At 68.5% G+C, this 21,850-nt stretch carries 19 protein-coding genes and 1 tRNA gene; 16 read left to right on the plus strand and 4 right to left on the minus strand.

Translation table 11 applies throughout. From position 1 onward, the window contains the following. The first annotated feature begins 3 nt into the window (after window positions 1–3). The 6 genes from AC731_RS17830 to AC731_RS17855 all read left to right on the plus strand — a co-directional run bounded on the left by AC731_RS17830 (window position 4) and on the right by AC731_RS17855 (window position 7,593). Entirely contained in the window at window positions 4–1,854 is a 1,851-nt protein-coding gene (locus tag AC731_RS17830) for an AMP-dependent synthetase/ligase (RefSeq protein WP_205626608.1), read from the plus strand. Then, window positions 1,847–2,662, plus strand: coding sequence for an enoyl-CoA hydratase/isomerase family protein (locus tag AC731_RS17835; protein WP_048708207.1), 816 nt, complete (start codon window positions 1,847–1,849; stop codon window positions 2,660–2,662). Before AC731_RS17830 ends, AC731_RS17835 begins: the two co-directional genes overlap by 8 nt. Window positions 2,663–2,808: 146 nt before the next feature. Further along, window positions 2,809–3,945: an acyl-CoA dehydrogenase family protein gene (locus AC731_RS17840; RefSeq protein WP_048708208.1), complete on the plus strand. Its 1,137-nt coding sequence runs from the start codon at window positions 2,809–2,811 to the stop codon at window positions 3,943–3,945. Between the two features lie 16 nt (window positions 3,946–3,961). Further along, window positions 3,962–5,161: a thiolase family protein gene (locus AC731_RS17845; RefSeq protein WP_048708209.1), complete on the plus strand. Its 1,200-nt coding sequence runs from the start codon at window positions 3,962–3,964 to the stop codon at window positions 5,159–5,161. A gap of 19 nt (window positions 5,162–5,180) precedes the next feature. Continuing rightward, on the plus strand, window positions 5,181–5,948 hold the full coding sequence (locus tag AC731_RS17850) for an SDR family NAD(P)-dependent oxidoreductase (RefSeq protein ID WP_048708212.1): 768 nt from the start codon (window positions 5,181–5,183) through the stop codon (window positions 5,946–5,948). A 61-nt stretch (window positions 5,949–6,009) separates the two neighbouring features. Further along, window positions 6,010–7,593, plus strand: a complete 1,584-nt coding sequence (locus AC731_RS17855; RefSeq protein ID WP_004253932.1) for an acyl-CoA synthetase — start codon at window positions 6,010–6,012, stop codon at window positions 7,591–7,593. Between the two features lie 52 nt (window positions 7,594–7,645). On the opposite strand, the gene AC731_RS17860 is transcribed toward AC731_RS17855, so the two are convergent. Then, entirely contained in the window at window positions 7,646–8,845 is a 1,200-nt protein-coding gene (locus tag AC731_RS17860) for a CaiB/BaiF CoA transferase family protein (protein ID WP_048708214.1), read from the minus strand. A 226-nt stretch (window positions 8,846–9,071) separates the two neighbouring features. Here AC731_RS17860 and AC731_RS17865 point away from each other — a divergent pair, with 226 nt between their 5' ends. Next, window positions 9,072–9,677: a DUF938 domain-containing protein gene (locus AC731_RS17865; protein WP_048708215.1), complete on the plus strand. Its 606-nt coding sequence runs from the start codon at window positions 9,072–9,074 to the stop codon at window positions 9,675–9,677. An 18-nt stretch (window positions 9,678–9,695) separates the two neighbouring features. On the opposite strand, the gene AC731_RS17870 is transcribed toward AC731_RS17865, so the two are convergent. After that, window positions 9,696–10,178: a YbaK/EbsC family protein gene (locus AC731_RS17870; RefSeq protein WP_048708218.1), complete on the minus strand. Its 483-nt coding sequence runs from the start codon at window positions 10,176–10,178 to the stop codon at window positions 9,696–9,698. A gap of 137 nt (window positions 10,179–10,315) precedes the next feature. Here AC731_RS17870 and AC731_RS17875 point away from each other — a divergent pair, with 137 nt between their 5' ends. Next, window positions 10,316–11,254, plus strand: a complete 939-nt coding sequence (locus tag AC731_RS17875; RefSeq protein ID WP_053085849.1) for a cation efflux transmembrane domain-containing protein — start codon at window positions 10,316–10,318, stop codon at window positions 11,252–11,254. On the opposite strand, the gene AC731_RS17880 is transcribed toward AC731_RS17875, so the two are convergent. Together AC731_RS17880 and AC731_RS17885 are read right to left on the minus strand one after the other, a co-directional pair. Continuing rightward, a complete protein-coding gene (locus AC731_RS17880) occupies window positions 11,190–12,329 on the minus strand; it encodes an AI-2E family transporter (protein WP_048708220.1) in 1,140 nt (379 codons plus the stop codon). The two genes, AC731_RS17875 and AC731_RS17880, sit on opposite strands and share 65 nt — an antisense overlap. A gap of 234 nt (window positions 12,330–12,563) precedes the next feature. After that, window positions 12,564–12,640, minus strand: a tRNA-Met gene (locus AC731_RS17885). Between the two features lie 214 nt (window positions 12,641–12,854). Between AC731_RS17885 and AC731_RS19710 the strand changes: the two genes are divergently transcribed. The 8 genes from AC731_RS19710 to glyS are packed head-to-tail and all read left to right on the plus strand — an operon-like array spanning window position 12,855 to window position 21,795. After that, on the plus strand, window positions 12,855–13,181 hold the full coding sequence (locus AC731_RS19710; RefSeq protein WP_038010932.1) for a hypothetical protein: 327 nt from the start codon (window positions 12,855–12,857) through the stop codon (window positions 13,179–13,181). A 24-nt stretch (window positions 13,182–13,205) separates the two neighbouring features. Continuing rightward, window positions 13,206–14,558, plus strand: coding sequence for a tRNA (N6-isopentenyl adenosine(37)-C2)-methylthiotransferase MiaB (gene miaB, locus AC731_RS17890; RefSeq protein ID WP_048708222.1), 1,353 nt, complete (start codon window positions 13,206–13,208; stop codon window positions 14,556–14,558). Then, entirely contained in the window at window positions 14,559–15,575 is a 1,017-nt protein-coding gene (locus AC731_RS17895) for a PhoH family protein (RefSeq protein ID WP_004253942.1), read from the plus strand. Then, a complete protein-coding gene (gene ybeY, locus AC731_RS17900) occupies window positions 15,556–16,326 on the plus strand; it encodes an rRNA maturation RNase YbeY (protein ID WP_082794367.1) in 771 nt (256 codons plus the stop codon). Before AC731_RS17895 ends, ybeY begins: the two co-directional genes overlap by 20 nt. A 59-nt stretch (window positions 16,327–16,385) precedes the next feature. Next, window positions 16,386–17,225 carry an HlyC/CorC family transporter gene (locus AC731_RS17905; RefSeq protein ID WP_004253945.1) on the plus strand — a complete coding sequence of 280 codons (840 nt, stop codon included), beginning with the start codon at window positions 16,386–16,388 and terminating at the stop codon, window positions 17,223–17,225. Continuing rightward, a complete protein-coding gene (gene lnt / locus AC731_RS17910) occupies window positions 17,225–18,733 on the plus strand; it encodes an apolipoprotein N-acyltransferase (protein ID WP_048708230.1) in 1,509 nt (502 codons plus the stop codon). The genes AC731_RS17905 and lnt overlap by 1 nt, the downstream gene beginning before the upstream one ends. A gap of 48 nt (window positions 18,734–18,781) precedes the next feature. Continuing rightward, the gene (gene glyQ / locus AC731_RS17915) at window positions 18,782–19,708 is read left to right on the plus strand and encodes a glycine--tRNA ligase subunit alpha (protein ID WP_004253948.1); all 927 of its coding nucleotides are present in this window, start codon (window positions 18,782–18,784) and stop codon (window positions 19,706–19,708) included. Beyond that, window positions 19,708–21,795, plus strand: coding sequence for a glycine--tRNA ligase subunit beta (gene glyS / locus AC731_RS17920; RefSeq protein ID WP_048708233.1), 2,088 nt, complete (start codon window positions 19,708–19,710; stop codon window positions 21,793–21,795). Before glyQ ends, glyS begins: the two co-directional genes overlap by 1 nt. Window positions 21,796–21,850: the final 55 nt, after the last annotated feature.

The following is a 21,850-nucleotide window of genomic DNA, read 5'->3' on the forward strand; positions in this document are numbered from 1 at the left end:
AGGATGGCCATGAGCAAGAATCCCGAAGTCAATCCGCTTCCCCGGCTGACCCTGCCGCAGATGCTGCGCGAGCAGGCGAAGCAACACCCCGGGCGCATCGCCATCCGCCAGAAGGATTTCGGCATCTGGCAGGGCATCACCTGGGACGACTATTACCGCCGTTCGAGTCACGTCGGCCTGGGGCTGCGTGCGCTCGGCCTGTCCGCCGGCGGCCACGTCGGCGTGCTCGCCGAGAACCGCATCGAATGGGTGCTGACGCAGATGGGCTGCGGGCTGGTGGGTGGCATTGCGGTCGGCGTCTATCCGACCAGCCCGGCGCCCGAGGTGGCTTACGTGCTCAACCACGCCGACGTCGAGGTGGTGGTATGCGAGGACCAGGAGCAGACCGACAAGGTGGTCGAGGCGCTCGACCAGCTGCCACACCTGCGCGCCATCGTGGTGATGGAGACCAAGGGGCTGCGCAACGCCGACGAGCGTGTGCGCGACCGCATCCTGTCCTTCGCCGACCTGGAGACGCTCGGCGTCGAGTACGAGGCCACCCATCGCCATCTGGTCGAGGAGACGCTGGCGGCGCAGCGGCTCGAGGACATCGCGCTGATGATCTACACCTCGGGCTCCACCGGCAAACCCAAGGGCGCGATGATCAGTTACGCCAACATCCGCGGCGTGGCGCCCGGCATCGCCGATCGCCTCGGCCTGTCGGCGGACACCAGCCACCTGTCCTACCTGCCGCTGTGCCACGTCGCCGAGCAGATGCTGACCACCTTCTGCCCGATCTACCTGGGCTCCACGGTGGCCTTCGGCGAGTCGATCCGCACCGTACAGGAAGACCTGCGCGAGATCGCGCCGACCATGTTCCTGGGCGTGCCCCGCATCTGGGAAAAGCTGCACTCGGCGATCAGCATCAAGATGCAGGAGAGCGGTCCGCTGCAGCGCTGGCTGTTCGACCGCGCAATGGCGGCCTGCGCGCCCTTCGCGCACAAGGCGGCCGCGCAGCGCACGGCGGGCGAGCGTCTCACCTACGCCGTCTGGTACTGGATCATCCTGCGCGCGCTGCAGAACTTCATCGGCCTGCGCCGGGCGAAGGTGGCGCTGACCGGCGCCGCGCCGATCCCGCCCGCGGTGGTGCAGTTCTTCCGCACGCTGGGCGTGCCGCTGGTGGAGGTCTATGGCCTGACCGAGTCGACCGGCATGATCACCGGCCAGCCGCTCGATGCCGCCCGCTTCGGCTCGGTCGGCACGCCCATCCTCGGAGTCGAGCACCGGATCGGCGAGCGCGGCGAGCTGCTGATCCGGGGCGAGATGGTGTTCGCCGGTTATTACAAGAACCCGGAGGCGACCGCCGACAGCATCCGCGACGGCTGGCTGCACACCGGCGACGTGGTCGAGGCGCGCGACGGTCAGCTCTACATCGTCGATCGCCTGAAGGACATCATGATCACCGCCGGCGGCAAGAACCTGACGCCGTCCGAGATCGAGAAGACGATGAAGGCCAGCCCCTACATCAAGGAGTGCATCGTCGTCGCCGACGGGCGCAAGTTCGTCTCCGCGCTGATCCAGATCGACTACGAGACGGTGGCGAAGTGGGCCGAGGGCCGGCAGATCCTCTTCACCCACTTCCGCTCGCTGGTCGAGCACCCGGAGGTGCGCGCCCTGATCGACGCCGAGATCGCACGCGGCAATGCCCAGCTCGCGCAGGTCTCGCACATCCGCCGCTTCCACCTGCTGACCAAGGAGCTGGACCACGACGACGGCGAGGTGACGGCGACGATGAAGGTGCGCCGTTCCAGCATCTACAAGACCTATGCCGACGTGATCGAAGCCATGTACCGGGGAGAGGCCGCCCATGCCTGAACATTCGCAAGTCGCCAGCGTCCGCCTCGAGCGCGACGGGGGCATCGCCTTCATCACGCTCGATCGCCCGGCCTCGCGCAACAGCCTGGACCTGTCGATGGGCCTTGCCCTGCGCGACGCCGTCAGGTCGCTGGCGGCCGCGCCGCCGCGGGTGGTCGTGCTGCGGAGCAGCGGCGCGCACTTCATGGTCGGCGGCGACGTGCGCCGCTTCGACATCCTGCTCGGTCAGTCGCAGGCGGACTGCACCGAGGAAATCGGCCAGCTGATCGATGCCGTGCATGAGGCTGTCGCCGGCCTGACGCGGTTGCCCTGCCCGGTGGTGGGCCTGGTGGGCGGCTCCGCGGCGGGTTTCGGCATGTCGCTGGCGATGGCCTGCGACCTGCTGGTCGCGGCCGACGATGCGCGCTTCGTGCTCGCCTACAGCGCCATCGGCACCACGCCCGACGGCGGTGCGAGCTGGCATCTGTCGCGCCGCGTCGGCCTGCAGCGGGCGCTGGCGATCGCGCTGCTCAACCCGCAGATCGACGCCGCGCAGGCGAAGGACATCGGCCTGGTGGCCGAGGTGGTGCCGGCCGCGCAACTCGCCGAGGCCGGACTGGCGCTGGCGCGCCGGCTGGCCGAGGGGCCGGCGGCGGCCCAGGCCGGCATCAAGCGTCTGCTGCGAGCAGGCCTCGACGCCGACCTGGAGACGGCGCTCGCCGCCGAGAAGGCGAGCTTCCTCGCCATGTCGGCGACGCCGGACTTCGCCGAGGGCGTGCGCGCCTTCTGCGAGCGTCGACCGGCACGCTTCGGCCACGCATCCGGATGAAGACCTCCGGCTGAGGATTCCCGGCCAGGGCCACCCGCCGCGCCCGTCGCGGACCTCTTTTACCCCAGCAGCTTTTCGGCGTGCTCAGGCATGCCGGGCATCGTTTCGCCCGTCGTTCGCGGACGACGGTCTTGCAAGGAGACATCATGGACTTCCAGTTGAACGCGGAGCAGCGCGAGATCCGCGATCTGGCACGCCGCTTTGCCGAGCGCGAGATCTCGCCGCGCGCGGCCGAGGCCGACGTCGCCAAGGCCTTTCCCTTCGAGGTGCACCAGCGCGCGCAGGAACTCGGCCTGCTCGGCATCAACCTGCCGGAGGCCGTGGGCGGCGGTGGCCTCGGCTGCCTCGAGCTGGTGCTCGTCACCGAGGCCTTCTGCCGCGGCTGCCTGGGCATCGGCACCGCGCTGTGCGTGAATGCGCTGGCCACCGAGCCGATCGTGATCGCCGGCAGCGACATGCAGCGCGAGCGCTACCTGCGCCCCGCGGCCAATGGCGCGCTGGCGAGCTTCGCGATGACCGAGCCGGGCGCCGGCTCCGACGTCGCCGGCATCCGCACCCGCGCCGAGCGGGTGGATGGCGGCTACCGCCTGACTGGCAGCAAGATCTGGATCTCCAACGCCAACCTTGCCGAGTTCCTGGTCGTCTTCGCCAAGACCGCGCCCGACGCCGGTCACCGCGGCATGACCGCCTTCATCGTGCCGCGCGGCAGCAGGGGCGTGGCGATCGGCGAGCCCCTGGGCAAGCTCGGCCAGCGCTGTGCGCCCACCTGCGAGGTCTTCCTCGACCAGGTGTTCGTGCCCGAGGACCATCGCCTGGGCGAGGAGGGCAGCGGCTTCGCGCTGGCGATGGCGGTCTTCGACCACTCGCGGCCGATGGTGGCGGCCTTCGGCGTCGGCCTGATCGAACGCTGCCTCGACGAATCGCTGGCCTACGCCACCCAGCGCAACAGCATGGGCAAGCGCCTGATCGACCACCAGGCGGTGGCGCACAAGCTGGCCGAGATGCGCATGAAGCTCGAGGCCGCGCGCCTGCTCACCTACCAGTCGGCCTGGCTGCTCGACCAGGGCAAGCCGAACACCATCGAGGCCTCCATCGCCAAGGCCTTCGCCGCCGATGCCGCGATGTGGGCGGCGACCGAGGCCGTGCAGATTTTCGGCGGCATGGGCTACTCGACCGAATACCCGGTGGAAAAGCTCTTCCGCGACGCCAAGGTGCTGCAGATCTACGAAGGCACCAGCGAGATCCAGCGCAACATCATCGCCCGCGAACTGCAGCGGGCCTGAACCTGAGGACCCAGCAATGACCCCAAGCACCCCCTCCAATCCGAACGAAGCGCTGATCCTGGGCGCCGTCCGTACCCCCTTCGGCCGCCGCGGCGGCGCGCTGCGCGAGACCCGTCCGGACGAGCTGCTCGCCACCGCCATCGGCGGCGTGCTGGCGCGCACCGGACTGCCGGCCGAAAAGGTCGGCGACGTGCTGGCCGGTTGCGTCAGCCAGGCCGGCGAGCAGGGCGCCAACATCGCCCGCCAGGCGCTGCTGGTCGCCGGGCTGCCGGCCGAGGTGCCGGGCGTGTCGATGAACCGCATGTGCGGCTCCAGCCAGTTCGCCACCCATGCCGCGTCGCAGGCGGTGGCTGCGGGCGATCTCGACTTCGCCATCGGCTGCGGCGTCGAGAGCATGAGCAGGGTGCCGATGTTCCTCGACCTGACCCTGGGGCAGGGCGACTTCCGCGGCTTCGACAATCTGCATCCGAAGATCCTCGAGCGCTTCGCCATCCCGCACCAGGTGGAGAGTGCCGAACGCATCGCCGACCAGTGGCAGATCTCGCGTGCCGAGATGGACGACTACGCGATCGAGAGCCACCGCCGTGCCGAGGCCGCACGCGCGGCCGGCCTGCACGCCGAGATCCTGCCGGTGACGGGTGTGGACAAGGAAGGCGGCGCGATCACGCTGGCGCACGACGAAGGCATCCGCGCGGTGATCGACGTCGAGCGCATGCGCGCGATGCAGCCGGTGTTCCGCCAGCCGGGCGAGGGCGGTGTTACCGCGGCCAACGCCAGCCAGATGTCCGACGGCGCGGCCGCGGTGCTGGTCGGTCGGCGTGAGGCCGCCGAAGCGCTGGGCATCCGGCCGCGCGCGCGCTTCCGCGCCCGCGTCGCGGTCGGCTCCGATCCGGTGATGCAGCTCACCGGGGTGATCCCGGCGGCGCGCCGCGCGCTGGAGATGGCCGGGCTGTCGATCCGCGACATGGACTGGATCGAGGTCAACGAGGCCTTCGCCAGCGTGGCGCTGTGCTTTGTGCGCGAGTTCGCGCCCGACATGGACCGCTTCAACCCCTGGGGCGGCGCGATCGCACACGGCCACCCGCTGGGCGGCACCGGCGCCGGCCTGATGGCCAAGATGCTCGCCGGCCTGGAGCAGCGCGACGGCCGCTTCGGCCTGCAGGTCATGTGCATCGGCCACGGCATGGCCACCGCCACCATCATCGAACGCATCTGAGACACAAGGAGCACACGCAATGAAGATCGCAAACTCGGTATTTCTCGTCACCGGCGGCGCCTCGGGCCTGGGCGCGGCTACCGCGCGCATGGTGGTGGGCGGCGGCGGCAAGGTGGTGATCGCCGACCTCAACGAAGAGGCGGGCAAGGCGCTGGCGGCCGAACTGGGCGCGGCGGCCTGCTTCGTGCGCACTGACGTCACCGACGAGGTGTCGACGCAGGCAGCGGTCGATGCCGCGGTGAAGGGCTTCGGCGGTCTGCACGGCCTGGTGTGCTGCGCCGGCGTGGCGCCGGGCGAAAAGGTGGTGGGCAAGGAAGGCCCGCACCGCCTCGACAGTTTCATGCGCGGGGTGACGATCAACCTCGTCGGCACCTTCAACCCGATCCGCCTCGCGGCCGACGCCATGAGCAAGGCCGCGCCGAACGAGGAGGGCGAGCGCGGCGTGATCGTCACCACCGCCTCGGTCGCCGCCTTCGACGGTCAGATCGGCCAGGCGGCCTACTCGGCGTCCAAGGCCGGCGTGGTCGGCATGACGCTGCCGATCGCGCGCGAGCTGGCGCGCTACGGCATCCGCGTCATGAGCATCGCGCCCGGCATCTTCGAGACGCCGATGCTGCGCGGCCTGCCGCAGCAGGTGCAGGATTCGCTCGGCCAGATGGTGCCTTTCCCCTCGCGCCTGGGCCGTTCCAGCGAGTACGCGCAGCTGGTGAAGTCGATCTGCGAGAACCCGATGCTCAACGGCGAGGTCATCCGCCTGGACGGCGCGATCCGCATGGCAGCCAAGTAAGGCGACTTGCCCGCGTACGATGGGGGCGCCTGCGGGCGCCCCGCAAGCACTGAATGAGGACATGAGCATGACCGCAGCACTCCTGACAGCCACGCCCGCCGATGTGCGCCGTGCCGGGCGCAACCTGATCGGCGACGCCTTCGCGCGCTCGGTGCGCCGCAATCCCGAACGCGAGGCCCTGCGCTTCGAGGGCCGCAGCTGGCGCTACGCCCAGCTCGAGCGCGCCGCGAACCGCGTCGCCAACCGGCTGCTGGCGCTGGGCCTGAAGGCCGGCGACCGCGTCGCCGCCTATGGCCGCAACTCGGACGCCTACGTGCTGCTGTGGCTGGGCTGCGTCAAGGCCGGCCTGATCCACGTGCCGATCAACTATGCGCTGCTCGATGCCGAGCTGCGCTACATCGTCGAGCAGTCCGGCGCGCGGGCGCTGTTCTGCGACGCCGACATGGCGATCCATGTCGAGGCGCTGGGCTCCACACTGCCTTGCGAGTGGCACGGCACGCTGCATGGCGGGCAGGATCGCGACATCCTCGCCTGGGCCCAGGCGGGTGGCAGCGATGCTGCGCCGGCACTCGACCTCGACGAGGAAAGCATCGCCCAGCTGCTCTACACCTCCGGCACCACCGCCGCGCCCAAGGGTGCGATGATGAGCCATCGCGCCCTGCTGGCCGAATACACCAGCACGCTGCTGGCCACCGACATCCGCGGCGAGGACTGCTCGCTGGCCGCGCTGCCGCTCTACCACTCGGCGCAGATGCACGTGTTCCTGATGCCGCAGCTGCTGGTGGGCGCCACCACGCTGCTGATCCAGGCACCGCAGCCCGAGCGCTGCTTCGAACTGATCGCGCAGGAAGGCGTGACGTCCTTCTTTGCGCCGCCGACGGTGTGGATCGCCTTCCTGCGCCATCCGGCCTTCGACCCGGCGCGCCTGACCTCGATGCAGAAAGGCTACTACGGCGCCTCGATCATGCCGGTGCCGGTCGTGCACGAACTGGCATCGAAGCTGCCGGCACTCAAGCTCTACAACTGCTACGGCCAGAGCGAGATCGCGCCGCTGGCGACGGTGCTGCGCCCCGAGGAGCATGCGGATCGCCCCGCCTCCGCCGGACGGCCGATCTTCAACGTCGAGACGCGCATCGTCGACACCGACCTGAACGACGTGCCGGCGGGCGAGATGGGCGAGATCGTGCATCGCTCGCCGCAGCTGATGAGCGGCTACTGGGACAAGCCCGAGGAAACCGCGGCCAGCTTCAAGGACGGCTGGTTCCGTTCCGGCGACGTCGGCTACATGGACGAGGCCGGCTATCTCTACATCACCGACCGCATCAAGGACATCATCAAGACCGGCGGCGTGGTGGTGGCGAGCCGCGAGGTGGAGGAATGCCTCTACACCCACCCCGCGGTGGCGGAGGTGGCGGTGATCGGCCTGCCCGACGAGCGCTGGATCGAGGCGGTGACGGCGGTGGTCGCGCTCAAGCAGGGCGCGCAGGCCACGGCCGAGGACCTGATCGCGCACGTGCATGCCCACCTCGCGGCGTTCAAGGTGCCCAAGCGCGTGTTCTTCGTCGAGGACATGCCGCGCAACGCCTCGGGCAAGCTGCTGAAGCGCGAGCTGCGTGTGCGTTACGCCAGCGAGGCGACGGACTGAGGGGCGCGTCGGCAGTGAAACGGCCCGGTAGCGGTCGCTGCCGGGCCATGGCTCAGATGGCGCCGGCGGCGCGCAGCGCGGCGATGCGCCCGGCGTCGTAGCCCAGCGCGGCGAGCACGCGGTCGGTGTGCTCGCCCAGCGCCGGGCCGATCCACTCGGTGCCGCCCGGCGTCGCCGACAGCTTGGGCACGACGCCCGGCATGCGGCAGTCGCGGCCATTGGGCAGCTTCACGGTCTGCAGCATCTCGCGTGCGAGGAACTGCGGGTCGGCGAACATGTCGGCCACCGAGTAGATGCGCGAGGCCGGAACCTCGGCGGCGGTGAGTGCGGCCAGCACCGCAGCCTCGTCGTGGGCGGCGACCCAGGCGTCGATCAGCGCGTAGAGTTCGTCGCGCCGGGCGTCGCGGCCGGCGTTGTCGGCCAGCGCCGGATCGTCGGCGAGGTCGGGGCGGTCCATCGCCAGCATCAGGCGGCGGAAGATGGCGTCGCCGTTGGCGCCGATGGTGACGTGCTTGCCGTCCTTCGTGGTGTGGGTGTTCGACGGCGTGATGCCGGGCATGATGTTGCCGGTGCGCTCGCGCACGAAGCCGAACACGTCGAACTCCGGCACCAGCGACTCCATCATCGCGAACACCGCCTCGTACAGCGCGACATCGACCACCTGGCCCGCGCCGCCATTCACTTCCTTGTGACGCAGCGCCATCAGCGCGCCGAGCGCACCCCACAGCGCGGCGATCGAATCACCGATGGAGATGCCGGTCTTCACCGGCGGCCGGTCGGGGAAGCCGGTGACGTAGCGCAGCCCGCCCATGGATTCGCCGATGGCACCGAAGCCCGGCTGCTGCGCCATCGGCCCGCTCTGGCCGAAGCCCGACAGGCGCAGCATCACCAGCCCCGGGTTGATCGCCGACAGCGCGTCCCAGCCCAGGCCGAGCTTTTCCAGCACGCCGGGGCGGAAGTTCTCGACCACGATGTCGGCCTCGGCCACCAGCCGGCGCACCACCTCGAGCCCGTCCGGATGCTTGAGGTTCACCGTCACCGACTGCTTGTTGCGCGACTGCAGGTACCACCACAGCGAGGTGCCCTCGTAGAGCTTGCGCCACTTGCGCAGCGGGTCGCCGCCGTCGGGCGATTCGATCTTGATCACTTCGGCGCCGAACTCGGCGAGGATGCGGGCAGCGAAGGGGCCGGCGATCAGCGTGCCGAGCTCGATGACCTTGAGGCCGGCGAGGGGTTTTGCGGGTGCGCTCATGGTGGGGCGGGGCGGTGAAGAGGGTGCGTCATTATCTCAGCGTTGGCCTGCACTTCCCCGAGTTCGTCGTACGCGGGCAGAGGCGGCTTGCGCCCGGTGGCGGCGCTCTGAGAGTACGAGGTGCAGGGCAGTTTGTGCACAGGCAGGCGGTGGTATCCGGTGGAGATGGCCTTGATGAGGCGGAGCAAGCCATAATCGGGGCCATTTCCCGCATGCCCCCGCGCCCATGTCGCCCCTCGACCGCCGCCAGTTCTCGCCCTCAGCCGCGCGCAACCGTGACCCCATCCTCGCCGTGCTGCAGCGCGTGCTGCCGGACGCGGGCCTGGTGCTGGAACTCGGTAGCGGCACTGGCGAGCATGCGATGCACTTTGCCCGCCACCTGCCCGCGCTGCGCTGGCAGCCGAGCGATGCCGACCCCGCGGCGATGGGATCGATCGCGGACTGGGCGGCGCACAGCGCGTTGGCCAATGTGCTGCCGCCGCTGTGCTTCGACCTTGCCGCCAGCCCCTGGCCGGTCGACGCCGCAGACGCCATCGTGGCGATCAACGTGCTGCACTACTCGCCGTGGCAAAGCACGCCCGCGCTGTTTGCCGGCGCGGCCGCGGTCCTGCCTGCAGGCGGCGTCGTGGTGTGCTACGGCCCCTACCGTCGCGGCGGCGCCCACACCGCGCCGAGTAACGCCGACTTCGACGACTGGCTGCGCAGCGTCGATCCGCGCTTTGCCGTGCGCGACCTGGAAGCGGTTGAGGCCGAGGCGCAGCGCTGCGGCTTCCGGCTCGATGAGGTGATCGACATGCCTGCGAACAACTTCAGCCTGGTTTTTCGTCGCTGAGGGGGCGGGCGCGCGCGCTCATTGCCTGATGTCGCTCCACGTGGCGCCGGTCAAGGCCTGCAGCTGCGCGGGGGAGAGCGGGAAGACCGAGAACGGGGTACCGGCGGCCGCCCACAACCGGTCGAAGCGCTGGAGGTCCGTGTCCAGCAGCAGCTTCACCGGCTGCACATGGCCGATCGGGGCGACGCCGCCGATGGCGTAGCCGGTGGCCGTGCGGACGAAATCCGCGTCGGCGCGGCCCAGTGCTTCGCCGACCAGCGCGGCGACCTTGGCCTCGCTGACCCGGTTGTCGCCGCTGGCGACCACGACGACGGCCTGTCCGCTGTCCTCGCCGCGGAACACGATGGACTTGGCGATCTCCGCGACTTCGCAGCCGATGGCTGCGGCTGCCTCGGCGCTGGTGCGGGTGGGCTGTTCAAATTCGACCACGCGGCTGTCGAGGCCGGCGTCGGCAAGGCGCTGCTGGGTGCGCAGGGCGGTGGGGTGTCGGGCGGGCTTCATGCGATCGGATACCGGATTCGGACACGAGGCCGAAGGGTAACTGGTTTTGGGGGCCGCGGCCGAATGCGGCCGGCGGTTCGCATCGGGCGCCCGAGGGCGGAGAATGGCGGATTGACGATCAATCCTCTGCGAATGTGATGCCGATCAAGCCCGCCTGCTCCGGAGGCTGCCATTGCAGCACCGCCAAGACCCTGAAACGCCACGTCGAACTGGACCAAGCCTTGGCGGCCGATGTGGCCGCAGCGCTCGGAACGGAGGCCGCCGCCGCGAAGGGAAGCTGGCGCCGCAGTGTCTTTCGCATCCCCGGGATGGATTGCCCCTCCGAGGAGCAGATGATCCGTCTGCGCCTGGCAGATGCCCCGGTGAGCGCGCTGCGCTTCGACCTGCCAGGGCGGACATTGACGGTGGATCATGGCGGCGAAGCCGAGGCCATCCTCTCGCGGTTGCTGCCGCTGGGGTATGGCGCCGTGCTGGCGCAGTCCGATGCGCTGCAGTCGGCAGAGGTGCCAGCGGCGCCGCTCGCAAACGATGCCGACGAGGCGCGCGTGCTGTGGGTCCTGCTGGCGATCAACGCCATGATGTTCGTGGTGGAGCTCGGTGCCGGGTTGTGGGCGCGTTCGGCGGGGCTGGTGGCCGACGCCATGGACATGTTCGCCGATGCCGCGGTGTACGGCGTCGCGCTCTATGCGGTGGGTTGCTCGGCGCGGCACAAGCTGGGGGCGGCGCGCCTCGCGGGCGTTCTGCAACTTCTGCTGGCGCTGGTTGCACTCGGCGAGACGGCGCGTCGCATGCTCACGGGGGCCGCGCCCGAGCCGCTGGGCATGGTGAGCATCGCGGTTCTGGCGCTGGCAGCCAATGTTGTCTGCCTGTGGCTGATCTCGCGCCATCGCGACGGCGGTGTGCATATGAAGGCGAGCTACATCTTCTCGGCCAACGACGTGATCGCCAACCTGGGGGTGATCGCCGCCGGCGTACTGGTCGGCTGGATCGGCAGTCCGTGGCCGGACTGGATCATCGGTGTGGCGATTGCTGCGGTGGTGCTGGCGGGGGCGCTGCGGATCCTGCGCCTGCGTTGACATGGGGTGTGGCGGGCGGCTTCAGGTCCGACTCCTCTATCCACTCGCGCCACACCGCCATCAGCACGGCCAGCACCACGGGTCCGAGGAACAGGCCGACCAGGCCGAAGGCCGCCAGGCCGCCGAGCACGCCGAACATTACCAGCAGGAAGGGAATGCGGGTGGCGTTGCTGATCACCAGCGGACGCACCAGGTTGTCCACCCAGCTCACCACCAGCGCGCCCCACAGCAGCAGGCCAATGCCCTCGGCCGTATCGCCGCTGACCAGCAGCCATACGCCGATCGTGCCCCAGGCGAACGGCGTGCCGAAGGGAATCATCGCGATCAGGGCGGTGAGGGCGCCGAGCAGCACCGGCGCGGTCACCCCCGCCCACCAATAACCCAGTCCGGCGACGAAGCCCTGCGCGAGTGCCGTCGCCACCAGACCCCAGACCACGGCCTTGGTCATCGAGCCGACGGCCGCGAGGTAGTCGTCGACCCGTTCGCCGAGAAAGCGGTGCAGCACGCTATGCACCTGCCGCAGCACCCGTTCGCCGTCGCGGTAGAGGAAGAACACGGTGATCAGTGCGAAGCCGAGCTTGGCGGCGTTGCGGCCGACGTCGCCGATCAGCGCGACGGCCAGGTCGGCGCCTTGCCTGACCCACTCGTTCATCTGCGCGCGGAAGGTCTCGGGGTCGCCGGTCAGTTCGTCGAGCATGCGCTGCAGGTCGTCGCCGATCCAGGGCAGGTTGCGGATGAAGTCGGGCAGCGCGAGCGTGCCCTGGCGCAGCTCCGTGGTGACGACCGAGATCGCCACCCCGATCTCGCTGCGCAGCAGCGTCGCCAGCCACAGCGCAGGCAGCACGAAGGCGGCCGTCAACAGCAGCGTCATGAGCAACCCGGCCAGCGTCGGGTAGCGCGACAGCTGCTGTCGAAGGCGACGGTAGAGTGGCCAGGTCGCGTAGGCGATGATCACCGCCCATGCGACGGGGACGATGAAAGGCTGCAGCACCGCATAGCTGAGCACCAGCAATCCGCCGAGCAGAAAACCGAGAATGACGCGTCGGGCGATTTTTTCGGCGACCTGGTCGATCATGGGCAGCTTCTCTGGCGGTTGGATTGACAGCGAAGGGCTGGCGGACCGATCGGTGCAGTCGCCGCTTGCCCTGTCCGACCTCGGGCCGGGTTGGCTGTTCCGCAATGCAGCCCCAAAGCGGTGGCGTTCGTCAAGCCCGGCGATGGACTGGCGCCGCGCTGCGTGTTGGTGAGGCGGGGGCGCAGAAATGCAAAAGGCCAACTCCGTGGAGCTGGCCTTTTGCATGAATCGGGGTGGTGGTGATGGGCGGAATCGAACCGCCGACCTATGGGTTATGAATCCATCGCTCTAACCGTCTGAGCTACATCACCAACAGAGCGCGCGAATATAGCGGGCTTTTCCGTAGCCCGTCAATAGCTCGAAGCGCAGAAGTGTTGGATCTGCGGCCCGGGAGGCGCTGCGTCAGAATGCCGACAGGGGAGTGTAACGATTGATTTATAAGGGTTTTGCATTGACATTGAGGGGGTGATCGGGGATGATGCTGCGCCTGTATATCCTTCTGCCGGATCCTGCCGGCTGACGTCTTTGCGTAAAATTCCCTTCTCCCTGCTGTTGCTGTCCCTGGCCGGTGCTCCGGGGCCGGCGGCAAATGCTGCGCCGACGCGAGCGTTTCCAGAAGATGCTCGCAAGACCACGATTACATTTGCGCCGGCCGGTGCCGTGCTTGTAGACGACGAGCCGGTGCCCCTGAGTCCCGGCGCGCAGATTCGCGACCGGGCCAACCGTATCGTGCTGCCGTCGCACATTCGCGGTGAATACAAGGTGCGCGTCAAGTTCGACAATCGGGGACAGGTTCATCGGGTATGGATCCTCACCCCCGAGGAAGCGGCCGTTCCAGACCCCAAGCGGTAATCCCGCAGCGATTTCCTTTCCCAGATGAAGAAACTCTACATCCGCACTTTCGGGTGCCAGATGAACGAGTACGACTCCGACAAGATGGCGGACGTGCTCGGTGCTCACGAAGAGCTGGTCAAGACCGACAACCCCGAAGAGGCGGACGTGATCCTTTTCAACACCTGTTCTGTGCGCGAGAAGGCGCAGGAGCGGGTGTTCCACGATCTCGGCCGTGCGCGTCTGCTGAAGCTGCAGAAGCCCGGGCTGATCATCGGCGTCGGCGGCTGCGTGGCGAGCCAGGAAGGCGAGGCCATCGTCAAGCGCGCGCCCTATGTGGACGTGGTCTTCGGTCCGCAGACCCTGCATCGCCTGCCGAAGCTGATCGAGGCGCGCAAGCAGACCGGGCGCTCGCAGGTTGACATCTCCTTCCCCGAGATCGAGAAGTTCGACGCCATGCCGCCCGCGCGCGTCGAAGGCGCGAGCGCCTTCGTATCCATCATGGAAGGCTGCTCGAAGTACTGCACGTTCTGCGTCGTGCCCTACACCCGCGGCGAGGAAGTGTCGCGTCCGCTGGAGGACGTGCTGGCCGAAGTGGCCGGGCTGGCGGCGCAGGGCGTGAAGGAAGTGACGCTGCTCGGCCAGAACGTGAATGCCTGGCGCGGCGAACTGACGCGCGAAGACGGCGAGCAGGGTGATTTCGCCTTCCTGCTCGAATGCGTGGCCGAGATCCCCGGAATCGAGCGCATCCGCTACACCACCTCGCATCCGCGCGAGATGACGCAGCGCCTGATCGACTGCTACGCGAAGATCCCCAAGCTGGTGTCGCAGTTGCACCTGCCGGTGCAGTCGGGCTCGGACCGCGTGCTGGCGGCGATGAAGCGCGGCTACTCGGTGCTGGAGTTCAAGTCCGTCGTGCGCAAGCTGCGTGCTGCGCGACCGGACCTGTCTCTGACCTCCGACTTCATCGTCGGCTTCCCCGGCGAGACGGCGGACGATTTCGAGAAGACCATGAAGCTGATCGACGAGATCGGCTTCGACGGCTCCTTCAGCTTTGTTTACAGCGCGCGCCCCGGCACGCCGGCCAGCGATCTTGAAGATCCGGTGCCGCAGGAGACCAAGCTCGCCTGGCTTGCCCGACTGCAGAAGCGCATCGACGAGCAGTACCAGGCCAACAGCGAGGCGATGGTCGGCAGCGTGCAGCGCATCCTGGTCGAGGGAGCAGCGAAGAAGAATGCCGAGGCCGAGATGATGGGCCGCACCGACAACAACCGCGTGGTCAACTTTCCCTCCGATTCGCCCAATCGCGACCGCCTCATCGGCCAGTTCGTCGATGTGCGCATCACCGCCGCGCTGCCGCACAGCCTGCGCGGCGAAATCCTCGTCCGGGAATCCTGAATGGCGAAAACCCTGGAAGTCTTCTTCGAGCCGGTCGACAACGCCCGGCTAGCCCGCCTGTGTGGCGTCCTGGACGAGAATCTGCGCCAGATCGAGAACGCCTTCGACATCACGGTCACCCGCCGCGGCGAGCAGTTCACGCTGCATGGTCATCCGGCCCAGGTGCTGCGTGGCGAGATGGCGCTGAAGCACTTCTACGCGCGCGCGGAGAACGATCTGTCGCTCGACGACGTGCAGCTCGGCCTGATCGAGATCGCGAACAAGGGCGAGGCCGTGGCACCCGCACCGGTGCTGATGACACGCCGCACCGAACTTCACGGGCGCACGCCGCGCCAGGTGGAGTACCTGAAGAACATCCAGGATCACGACATCACCTTCGGCATCGGCCCGGCCGGCACCGGCAAGACCTATCTGGCGGTGGCGAGCGCGGTCGATGCCTTCGAGCGCGACCTGGTCGAGCGCATCATCCTGACCCGGCCCGCGGTCGAGGCCGGCGAGCGCCTGGGCTTCCTGCCCGGCGATCTGGCGCAGAAGGTCGACCCCTATCTGCGGCCGCTGTATGACGCGCTCTACGACCTGATGGGCTTCGACCGCGTGGGCAAGCTGTTCGAGCGCAGCCTGATCGAGATTGCGCCGCTCGCCTTCATGCGCGGACGCACGCTCAACAACGCCTTCATCATCCTCGACGAGGCGCAGAACACCACGCCCGAGCAGATGAAGATGTTCCTCACCCGCATCGGCTTCGGTGCCAAGGCCGTGGTCACCGGCGACCTGACCCAGGTCGACCTGGCGCGCGGCCAGCGCAGCGGCCTGAAGGAAGCGCGCGAGGTGCTGGGCGAGGTGCGCGGGATCGCGTTCACCGAGTTCCGCAAGGAAGACGTGGTTCGTCATCCGCTTGTCGCACGCATCGTGGAAGCTTATGACAACGAGGCTGCGCGCGTGGAGCGTGCCAAGGCCGCAGCGCGCGCCCAGCAACAGAAGAATGAGGGAGACCCGAATGCCGAAAGCGGCGAGTAATCCCGCGGCAAGCAGCCCGAAGATCGTCGCCATCGATGCCGATGGCAAGGCGACCCGCATCAAGGCCGAACGCCTTGAGATCGACCTGGGCGACGGCCGCAAGCTGCTGCTTGCCTTTCCCGAACGCGCCTGGGGCGACCTCGAGATCGAGGCCGAGACCGACAGCGAGGCGGCCGTGCCGATGCTGTCGCTGCAGCCCGGCGCCTGCAACCTGATGACGCTGCGTGTCGACGTGCATCACGACCTGCTGCCGGTCGAGCCGATTGACCTGCCGCAAGGCGAGAATCCGCCGCTGCTGACACTGGCGGTGCAGAAGGCGCTCGAGGGCGTAGACAAGGTCAGTGCGCCCAAGAAGCACCAGATCCGCCGCTGGGCGCAGGCTGCGCTGCAGCGTGATGCCGAGGTGGCGGTGCGACTGGTGGGCGAGGCGGAGGGGCGCAAGCTCAATCACGAGTTTCGCGGCAAGGACTACGCCACCAACGTCCTCACCTTCGCCTACGGCGAAGGGGAAGAACTGCCCGGTACCGCAGACCTGCCGTTGGCGGGCGACCTCGTGCTGTGCGTGCCGGTCGTCGTGCGCGAAGCGGCCGAGCAGGGCAAGACGCTGGACGCACACTTCGCCCACCTCGTGGTGCATGGTATGTTGCACCTTCAGGGCTATGACCACGAGAACGAGGTCGATGCCCAGGTAATGGAAAAACTCGAAACGGAAATCCTCCGCGGTCTGGGCTACGCCGACCCGTACGCCTGAGTTCGTGCGGCGTGCTGCCGGCATGGCGGGCGCCGCAGGCGGAGTTTCGTTCCCCCGACATGGACAGTCCTGCAAAACCGTCGCTGATCGACCGTATCTCGGCCCTGCTTTCACGCGAGCCGGAAGACCGTGAAGACCTGCTCGCGCTGCTGCATGCGGCCTTCGAGCGCGACCTGATCGATGCCGACGCGTTGTCGATCATCGAAGGCGCGCTGCAGGTGTCCGACATGCAGGTGCACGATGTCATGGTGCCGCGCGCGCAGATGGACTGCGTGAGTCTCGACACCCCGGTCGAGGAGATCGCCGGTTTCGTCGTCGACAAGGGGCATTCGCGTTTCCCCGCGATCGGCGAGGGCAAGGACGACGTGGTCGGCATCCTGTTGGCCAAGGACCTGCTGCGCTATTTCGCCGGACGGGAGTTCGACCTGCGCGGCATGCTCCGTCCCGCCGTCTTCATCCCCGAGTCCAAGCGCCTCAACGTGCTTTTGCGCGAGTTCCGCGTCAGCCACAACCACATGGCGATCGTTGTTGATGAGTACGGCGGCGTCGCCGGCCTGGTGACGATCGAGGACGTGCTGGAGCAGATCGTCGGCGACATCGAGGATGAATACGACCTTGACGAGCTCGGCGACAACATTCGTCTGGCCTACAACGGCCGCTATCGCGTGAAGGCGACGACCGAGATCGAGGCCTTCAACAAGGCCTTCGCCACGCAGTTCGGCGACGATGAGTACGACACCGTCGGCGGCCTGCTGATCCGGCAGTTCGGCCGCCTGCCACATCGCGGCGAGACGATCGAGCTCGATGGCGTGAAGTTCCAGATCCTGCGCGCCGACAGCCGGCGCCTGCACTCGCTGCTGGTCGAGCGGCTGCCCCAACCCGAAGCGGCCGCCGAGTGATGCGCTGGCGCGTTGGGCTGGCGCTGCTCGCGGGGAGCGCGGGCGTCATGGCGTTCGAGCCCATTGCGTGGTTCCCGCTCATGTTCCTGTGCCTGGCCGTGCTGGCCCGCTTGCTGCGCGACGTGGAGCGCACGCGCGAGGGTTTCTGGCTCGGGTTCGCGTGGGGCTGGGGCGCCTTCATCGCCGGCGTGTCCTGGCTCTATGTCGCGCTCAACCGTTACGGCGGCATGCCCGCCCCCCTGGCCGGACTGGCGATCGCGCTGTTCTGCGCTTACCTTGCGCTCTATCCGGCGCTGGTCGGAGCGCTCTTCGTACGCCTGCGCAGCCTCGGCCTTGGCCGTGCGCCACTCGCCGGGAGCGCGCTGTTCGGCGCGTCGTGGCTGCTCGGCGAATGGCTGCGCGGCGTCGCATTCACCGGTTTTCCGTGGCTTGCGGTGGGCTATTCGCAGACCGTGCCCAGCCCGCTCGCGGGCTACCTGCCGGTGATCGGTGTGTATGGCGTGGGTGGCCTGCTGGCTTTCGTCGCCGCCTGGCTGGGGCTGGCCGACTGGCGGCGCGTTCGTGGTCTGTGGCGGCCGGCGCTGATCTGCGTCGCCGTGCTGGGCGGCGGAGCCCTGCTGTCGATGCGCGCCTGGACCACGCCGGTCGGCGAGCCCGTGCGCATCGCGCTGGCGCAGACGAATTTCGAACAGGGCCTGAAGTGGGATCCCGAACGCTTTGCCGATGTGCTCCAGGTCAACCTGGACCTCGTCCGCGACGCTTTCCTGCGTCCTGATCCGCCGGCCATCCTGGTGCTGCCGGAGACGACGCTGCCGACGCTGCTCGATCGCCTGCCCGAAGGCTATCTGGAGGCGCTCGCGCGCCTGGCGCAGGAGGCGGGCGGCGACGTGGTGCTGGGTGCGTTCCGGCGCGACGATGGCGGTCACATCTACAACGCGGCGGTCAGCCTTGGTACGGCACCGGTCCAGCACTACGCGAAGCAGCACCTCGTGCCCTTCGGCGAGTATTCGCCGCCGCTGTTCGGCTGGTTCTACCAGCTCGCCAGTATTCCGATGTCCGACCAGACGCGGGGTGCTCCCGACCAGGCGCCAATGGTGCTCGACGGCCAGCAGGTCGCGCTCAACATCTGCTACGAGGATCTGTTCGGCGCCGAGATCATCCGCGCGCTGCCGCAGGCCACCCTGTTGCTGAACATCTCCAATCTCGCCTGGTACGGCGACTCCTTCGCCCAGCCCCAGCACCTGCAGATCGCGCGGGTGCGTGCGCTCGAGACCGGCAGGCCGATGCTGCGCTCGACCAATACCGGCATGACCGCGCTCGTGATGCCCGACGGCAGCGTGACCGCGGTGCTGCCCGAGTTCGAGCGCGGCGTGTTGCATGCGAGCGTGCAGGGCTACGCCGGCCTCACGCCCTATGCGCGTTGGGGAGACCGACTTGCGCTGGCCGCGGCCGTGTTCGTGCTGGTGCTGATCGGTCTGCGGCGCGCGCGTCGTGCCGGATACCGGTAAAATCCCCGTCTTTGCGTGCGCAGCGCGGCCAATGGGCCGCCCGAGACCATGACCACCGAATCCAGACTCGTGAAACCGACCTTCCAGCAAGTCATCCTCACGCTCCAGCACTTCTGGGGCGAGCGCGGCTGCGTGCTGCTGCAGCCCTACGACCTCGAGGTCGGTGCCGGCACCAGCCACACCGCCACCTTCCTGCGCGCGATCGGTCCCGAACCCTGGAACGCCGCCTACGTGCAGCCGTCGCGCCGCCCCAAGGACGGCCGCTACGGCGAGAATCCCAACCGCCTGCAGCATTACTACCAGTTCCAGGTGGTGCTCAAGCCCTCGCCGCTGAACATCCAGGAACTCTACCTCGACAGCCTGCGCGCGCTCGGCATCGACCCGATGGTGCACGACATCCGCTTCGTCGAGGACGACTGGGAGAACCCCACGCTCGGCGCCTGGGGCCTGGGCTGGGAAGTGTGGCTGGACGGCATGGAAGTCACCCAGTTCACCTACTTCCAGCAGGTCGGTGGCCTGGATTGCAAGCCGGTGCTGGGCGAGATCACCTACGGCATCGAGCGTCTGGCGATGTACCTGCAGGGCGTGGAGAACGTCTATGACCTGGTGTGGTCGATCGCGCCGGACGGGCGCAAGGTGACCTACGGCGACGTCTATCACCAGAACGAGGTCGAGCAGTCGACCTTCAACTTCGAGCACAGCAACGTCGACTTCCTGTTCTCGCTGTTCAACAACTACGAGTCCGAAGCCAAGCGCGTGATGGAAGTCGGCCTCGCGTTGCCGGCCTACGAGATGGTGCTGAAGGCCGCGCACACCTTCAACCTGCTCGATGCCCGTGGTGCCATCTCGGTGACCGAGCGCGCTGCCTACATCGGCCGCATCCGCAACCTGTCGCGCGCCGTCGCCCAGGCTTATTTCGAATCCCGCGAAGCCCTCGGCTTTCCAATGCTGAACACCACCAAGGAGGCCGCGTGATGACCAGCGCGACCCTGCTCGTTGAACTGCTCACCGAAGAGCTGCCGCCCAAGGCCCTGCCGCGCCTGGGCGAGACTTTCGCCACCAGGATCGCCGACGGCCTCAAGGCCAAGGGCCTGGCGCCTGCCGACGCCGCCTTCCGCACCTTCGCCAGCCCGCGTCGGCTGGCAGTGACGGTGGCGCAGGTGGCCTCGGAGGCCGCCGCCAAGGAGGTCACCGAGAAGCTGATGCCGGTGTCCGTGGCGCTCGACGCCGAGGGCAAGCCGACGCCGGCGCTGCTGAAGAAGATGGAAGCCAAGGGCATCCCCGTGGACGCCGTCACTGGCTTCGAGCGCCGCATGGACGGCAAGGCCGAGGCGCTGTTCCACACCGCCTTGGTGCCGGGCGCCAGGCTCGCCGACGTGCTGTCGGCGATCGTGCAGGACGCGATCAAGGCGCTGCCGATTCCCAAGGTCATGCGCTGGGGCGACGGCGACGCCACCTTCGTGCGCCCGGTGCACAAGCTCACCGTCCTGCACGGCGCCGAGGTGGTGCCGGGCCGCGTGCTCGACCTCGACTCGGGGCGCACCACGCGTGGCCACCGCTTCATGAGTCGCGGCGACATCGACATCGCGACCGCGGATGCCTACGAGCCCACGCTGCTCGCCGAGGGCAAGGTCATTCCCAACTTCGCCGAGCGCCGCGCCAACATCGAGCGCCAGCTGCTCGCCGAGGCCGCGAAGCAGGGCGCGCTGCTCAACGAATATGCCGACCTGCTCGACGAGGTCGCGGCGCTGGTCGAGCATCCGACGGTGTATGTGGGCGAGTTCGAGGCCGAGTTCCTCGCCGTGCCGCAGGAGTGCCTGATCCTGACGATGCGCGCCAACCAGAAGTATTTCCCGCTCTTCGATGGCGCCGGCAAGCTGCTGAACCGCTTCCTCATCGTCTCCAACATGCAGGTGGCAGACCCGACCAACATCGTCGCCGGCAACGCCCGCGTGGTGCGGCCGCGCCTGTCGGATGCGCGCTTCTTCTTCGAGCAGGACAAGAAGCAGACGCTCGAGGCCCGCCTGCCGCGCCTCGCGCCGGTGGTCTATCACAACAAGCTCGGCAGCCAGCTCGAGCGCGTCGAGCGTCTCGAGGCGCTGGCCGGTGCGATCGCCGCGCAGCTCCACGGCGACGTTGCCGCGGCGAAGCGCGCCGCGCGCCTGGCCAAGGCCGACCTCGTCACCGACATGGTGGGCGAGTTCCCCGAGTTGCAGGGCATCATGGGGCGCTACTACGCGCTCGCCGACGGCGAAGGGCTGGTGGTGGCGGACGCCATCCAGGCCCACTACCAGCCGCGCTTTGCCGGCGATGCCTTGCCGGCCGGCAATGTCGCCGCGGCGGTGGCGCTGGCCGACAAGCTCGACGCCCTGGTCGGCTTCTTCGGCATCGGCATGGTGCCCACCGGCGACAAGGACCCGTTCGCGCTGCGTCGCGCTGCGCTCGGCGTGCTGCGCATCCTGATCGAGGCGCCGCTGCCGCTCGAATTGCCCAAGCTGATCGACACCGCCGCCGCCGGCTTCAAGCCCGGCCTGCTCACCGCCGAAGGCTTCGCCGCGCAGCTGCAGGACTTTATGTTCGAGCGCCTCAGGAACCTGCTGCGGGAGAGCGGTCGCGACGGCGCCGTGATCGACGCCGTGCTCGCCTTGAAGCCCGCGCGCATCGACCTGGTGCCGGCCAAGCTCGCCGCGGTGGAAGCCTTCCGCGCCCTGCCCGAGGCCGAGGCGCTGGCTGCCGCCAACAAGCGCATCGTGAATATCCTGAAGAAGGCCGAAGCCGCGCCCGGTGAGCCCGATCTCGCGCTGCTGCAGGAAGAGGCCGAGAAGGTGCTGTTCCACCAGGTGGTCGAGGTCGCGCCGCTGGTGCGCTCGCACGTCGCCAACGAGGACTACACCGACGCGCTGTGTGCGCTGGCCGGTCTGCGCGCAGCGGTTGACCAGTTCTTCGAGGACGTCATGGTGATGGCCGAGGAGCCGCTCACCCGCCAGAACCGACTCGCGCTGCTGGCCCAGCTTGCCGGCCTGATGAACCAGGTGGCGGACATCTCCCGTCTGTCGGCCTGACCCGCGCGCGCTCCGCCGCTGGGCGGGGCGCGTTCCGCAATGCCGGAACCACGAC

Origin of the sequence: Thauera humireducens (genome assembly GCF_001051995.2) — a bacterium.
Classification (GTDB): domain Bacteria; phylum Pseudomonadota; class Gammaproteobacteria; order Burkholderiales; family Rhodocyclaceae; genus Thauera; species Thauera humireducens.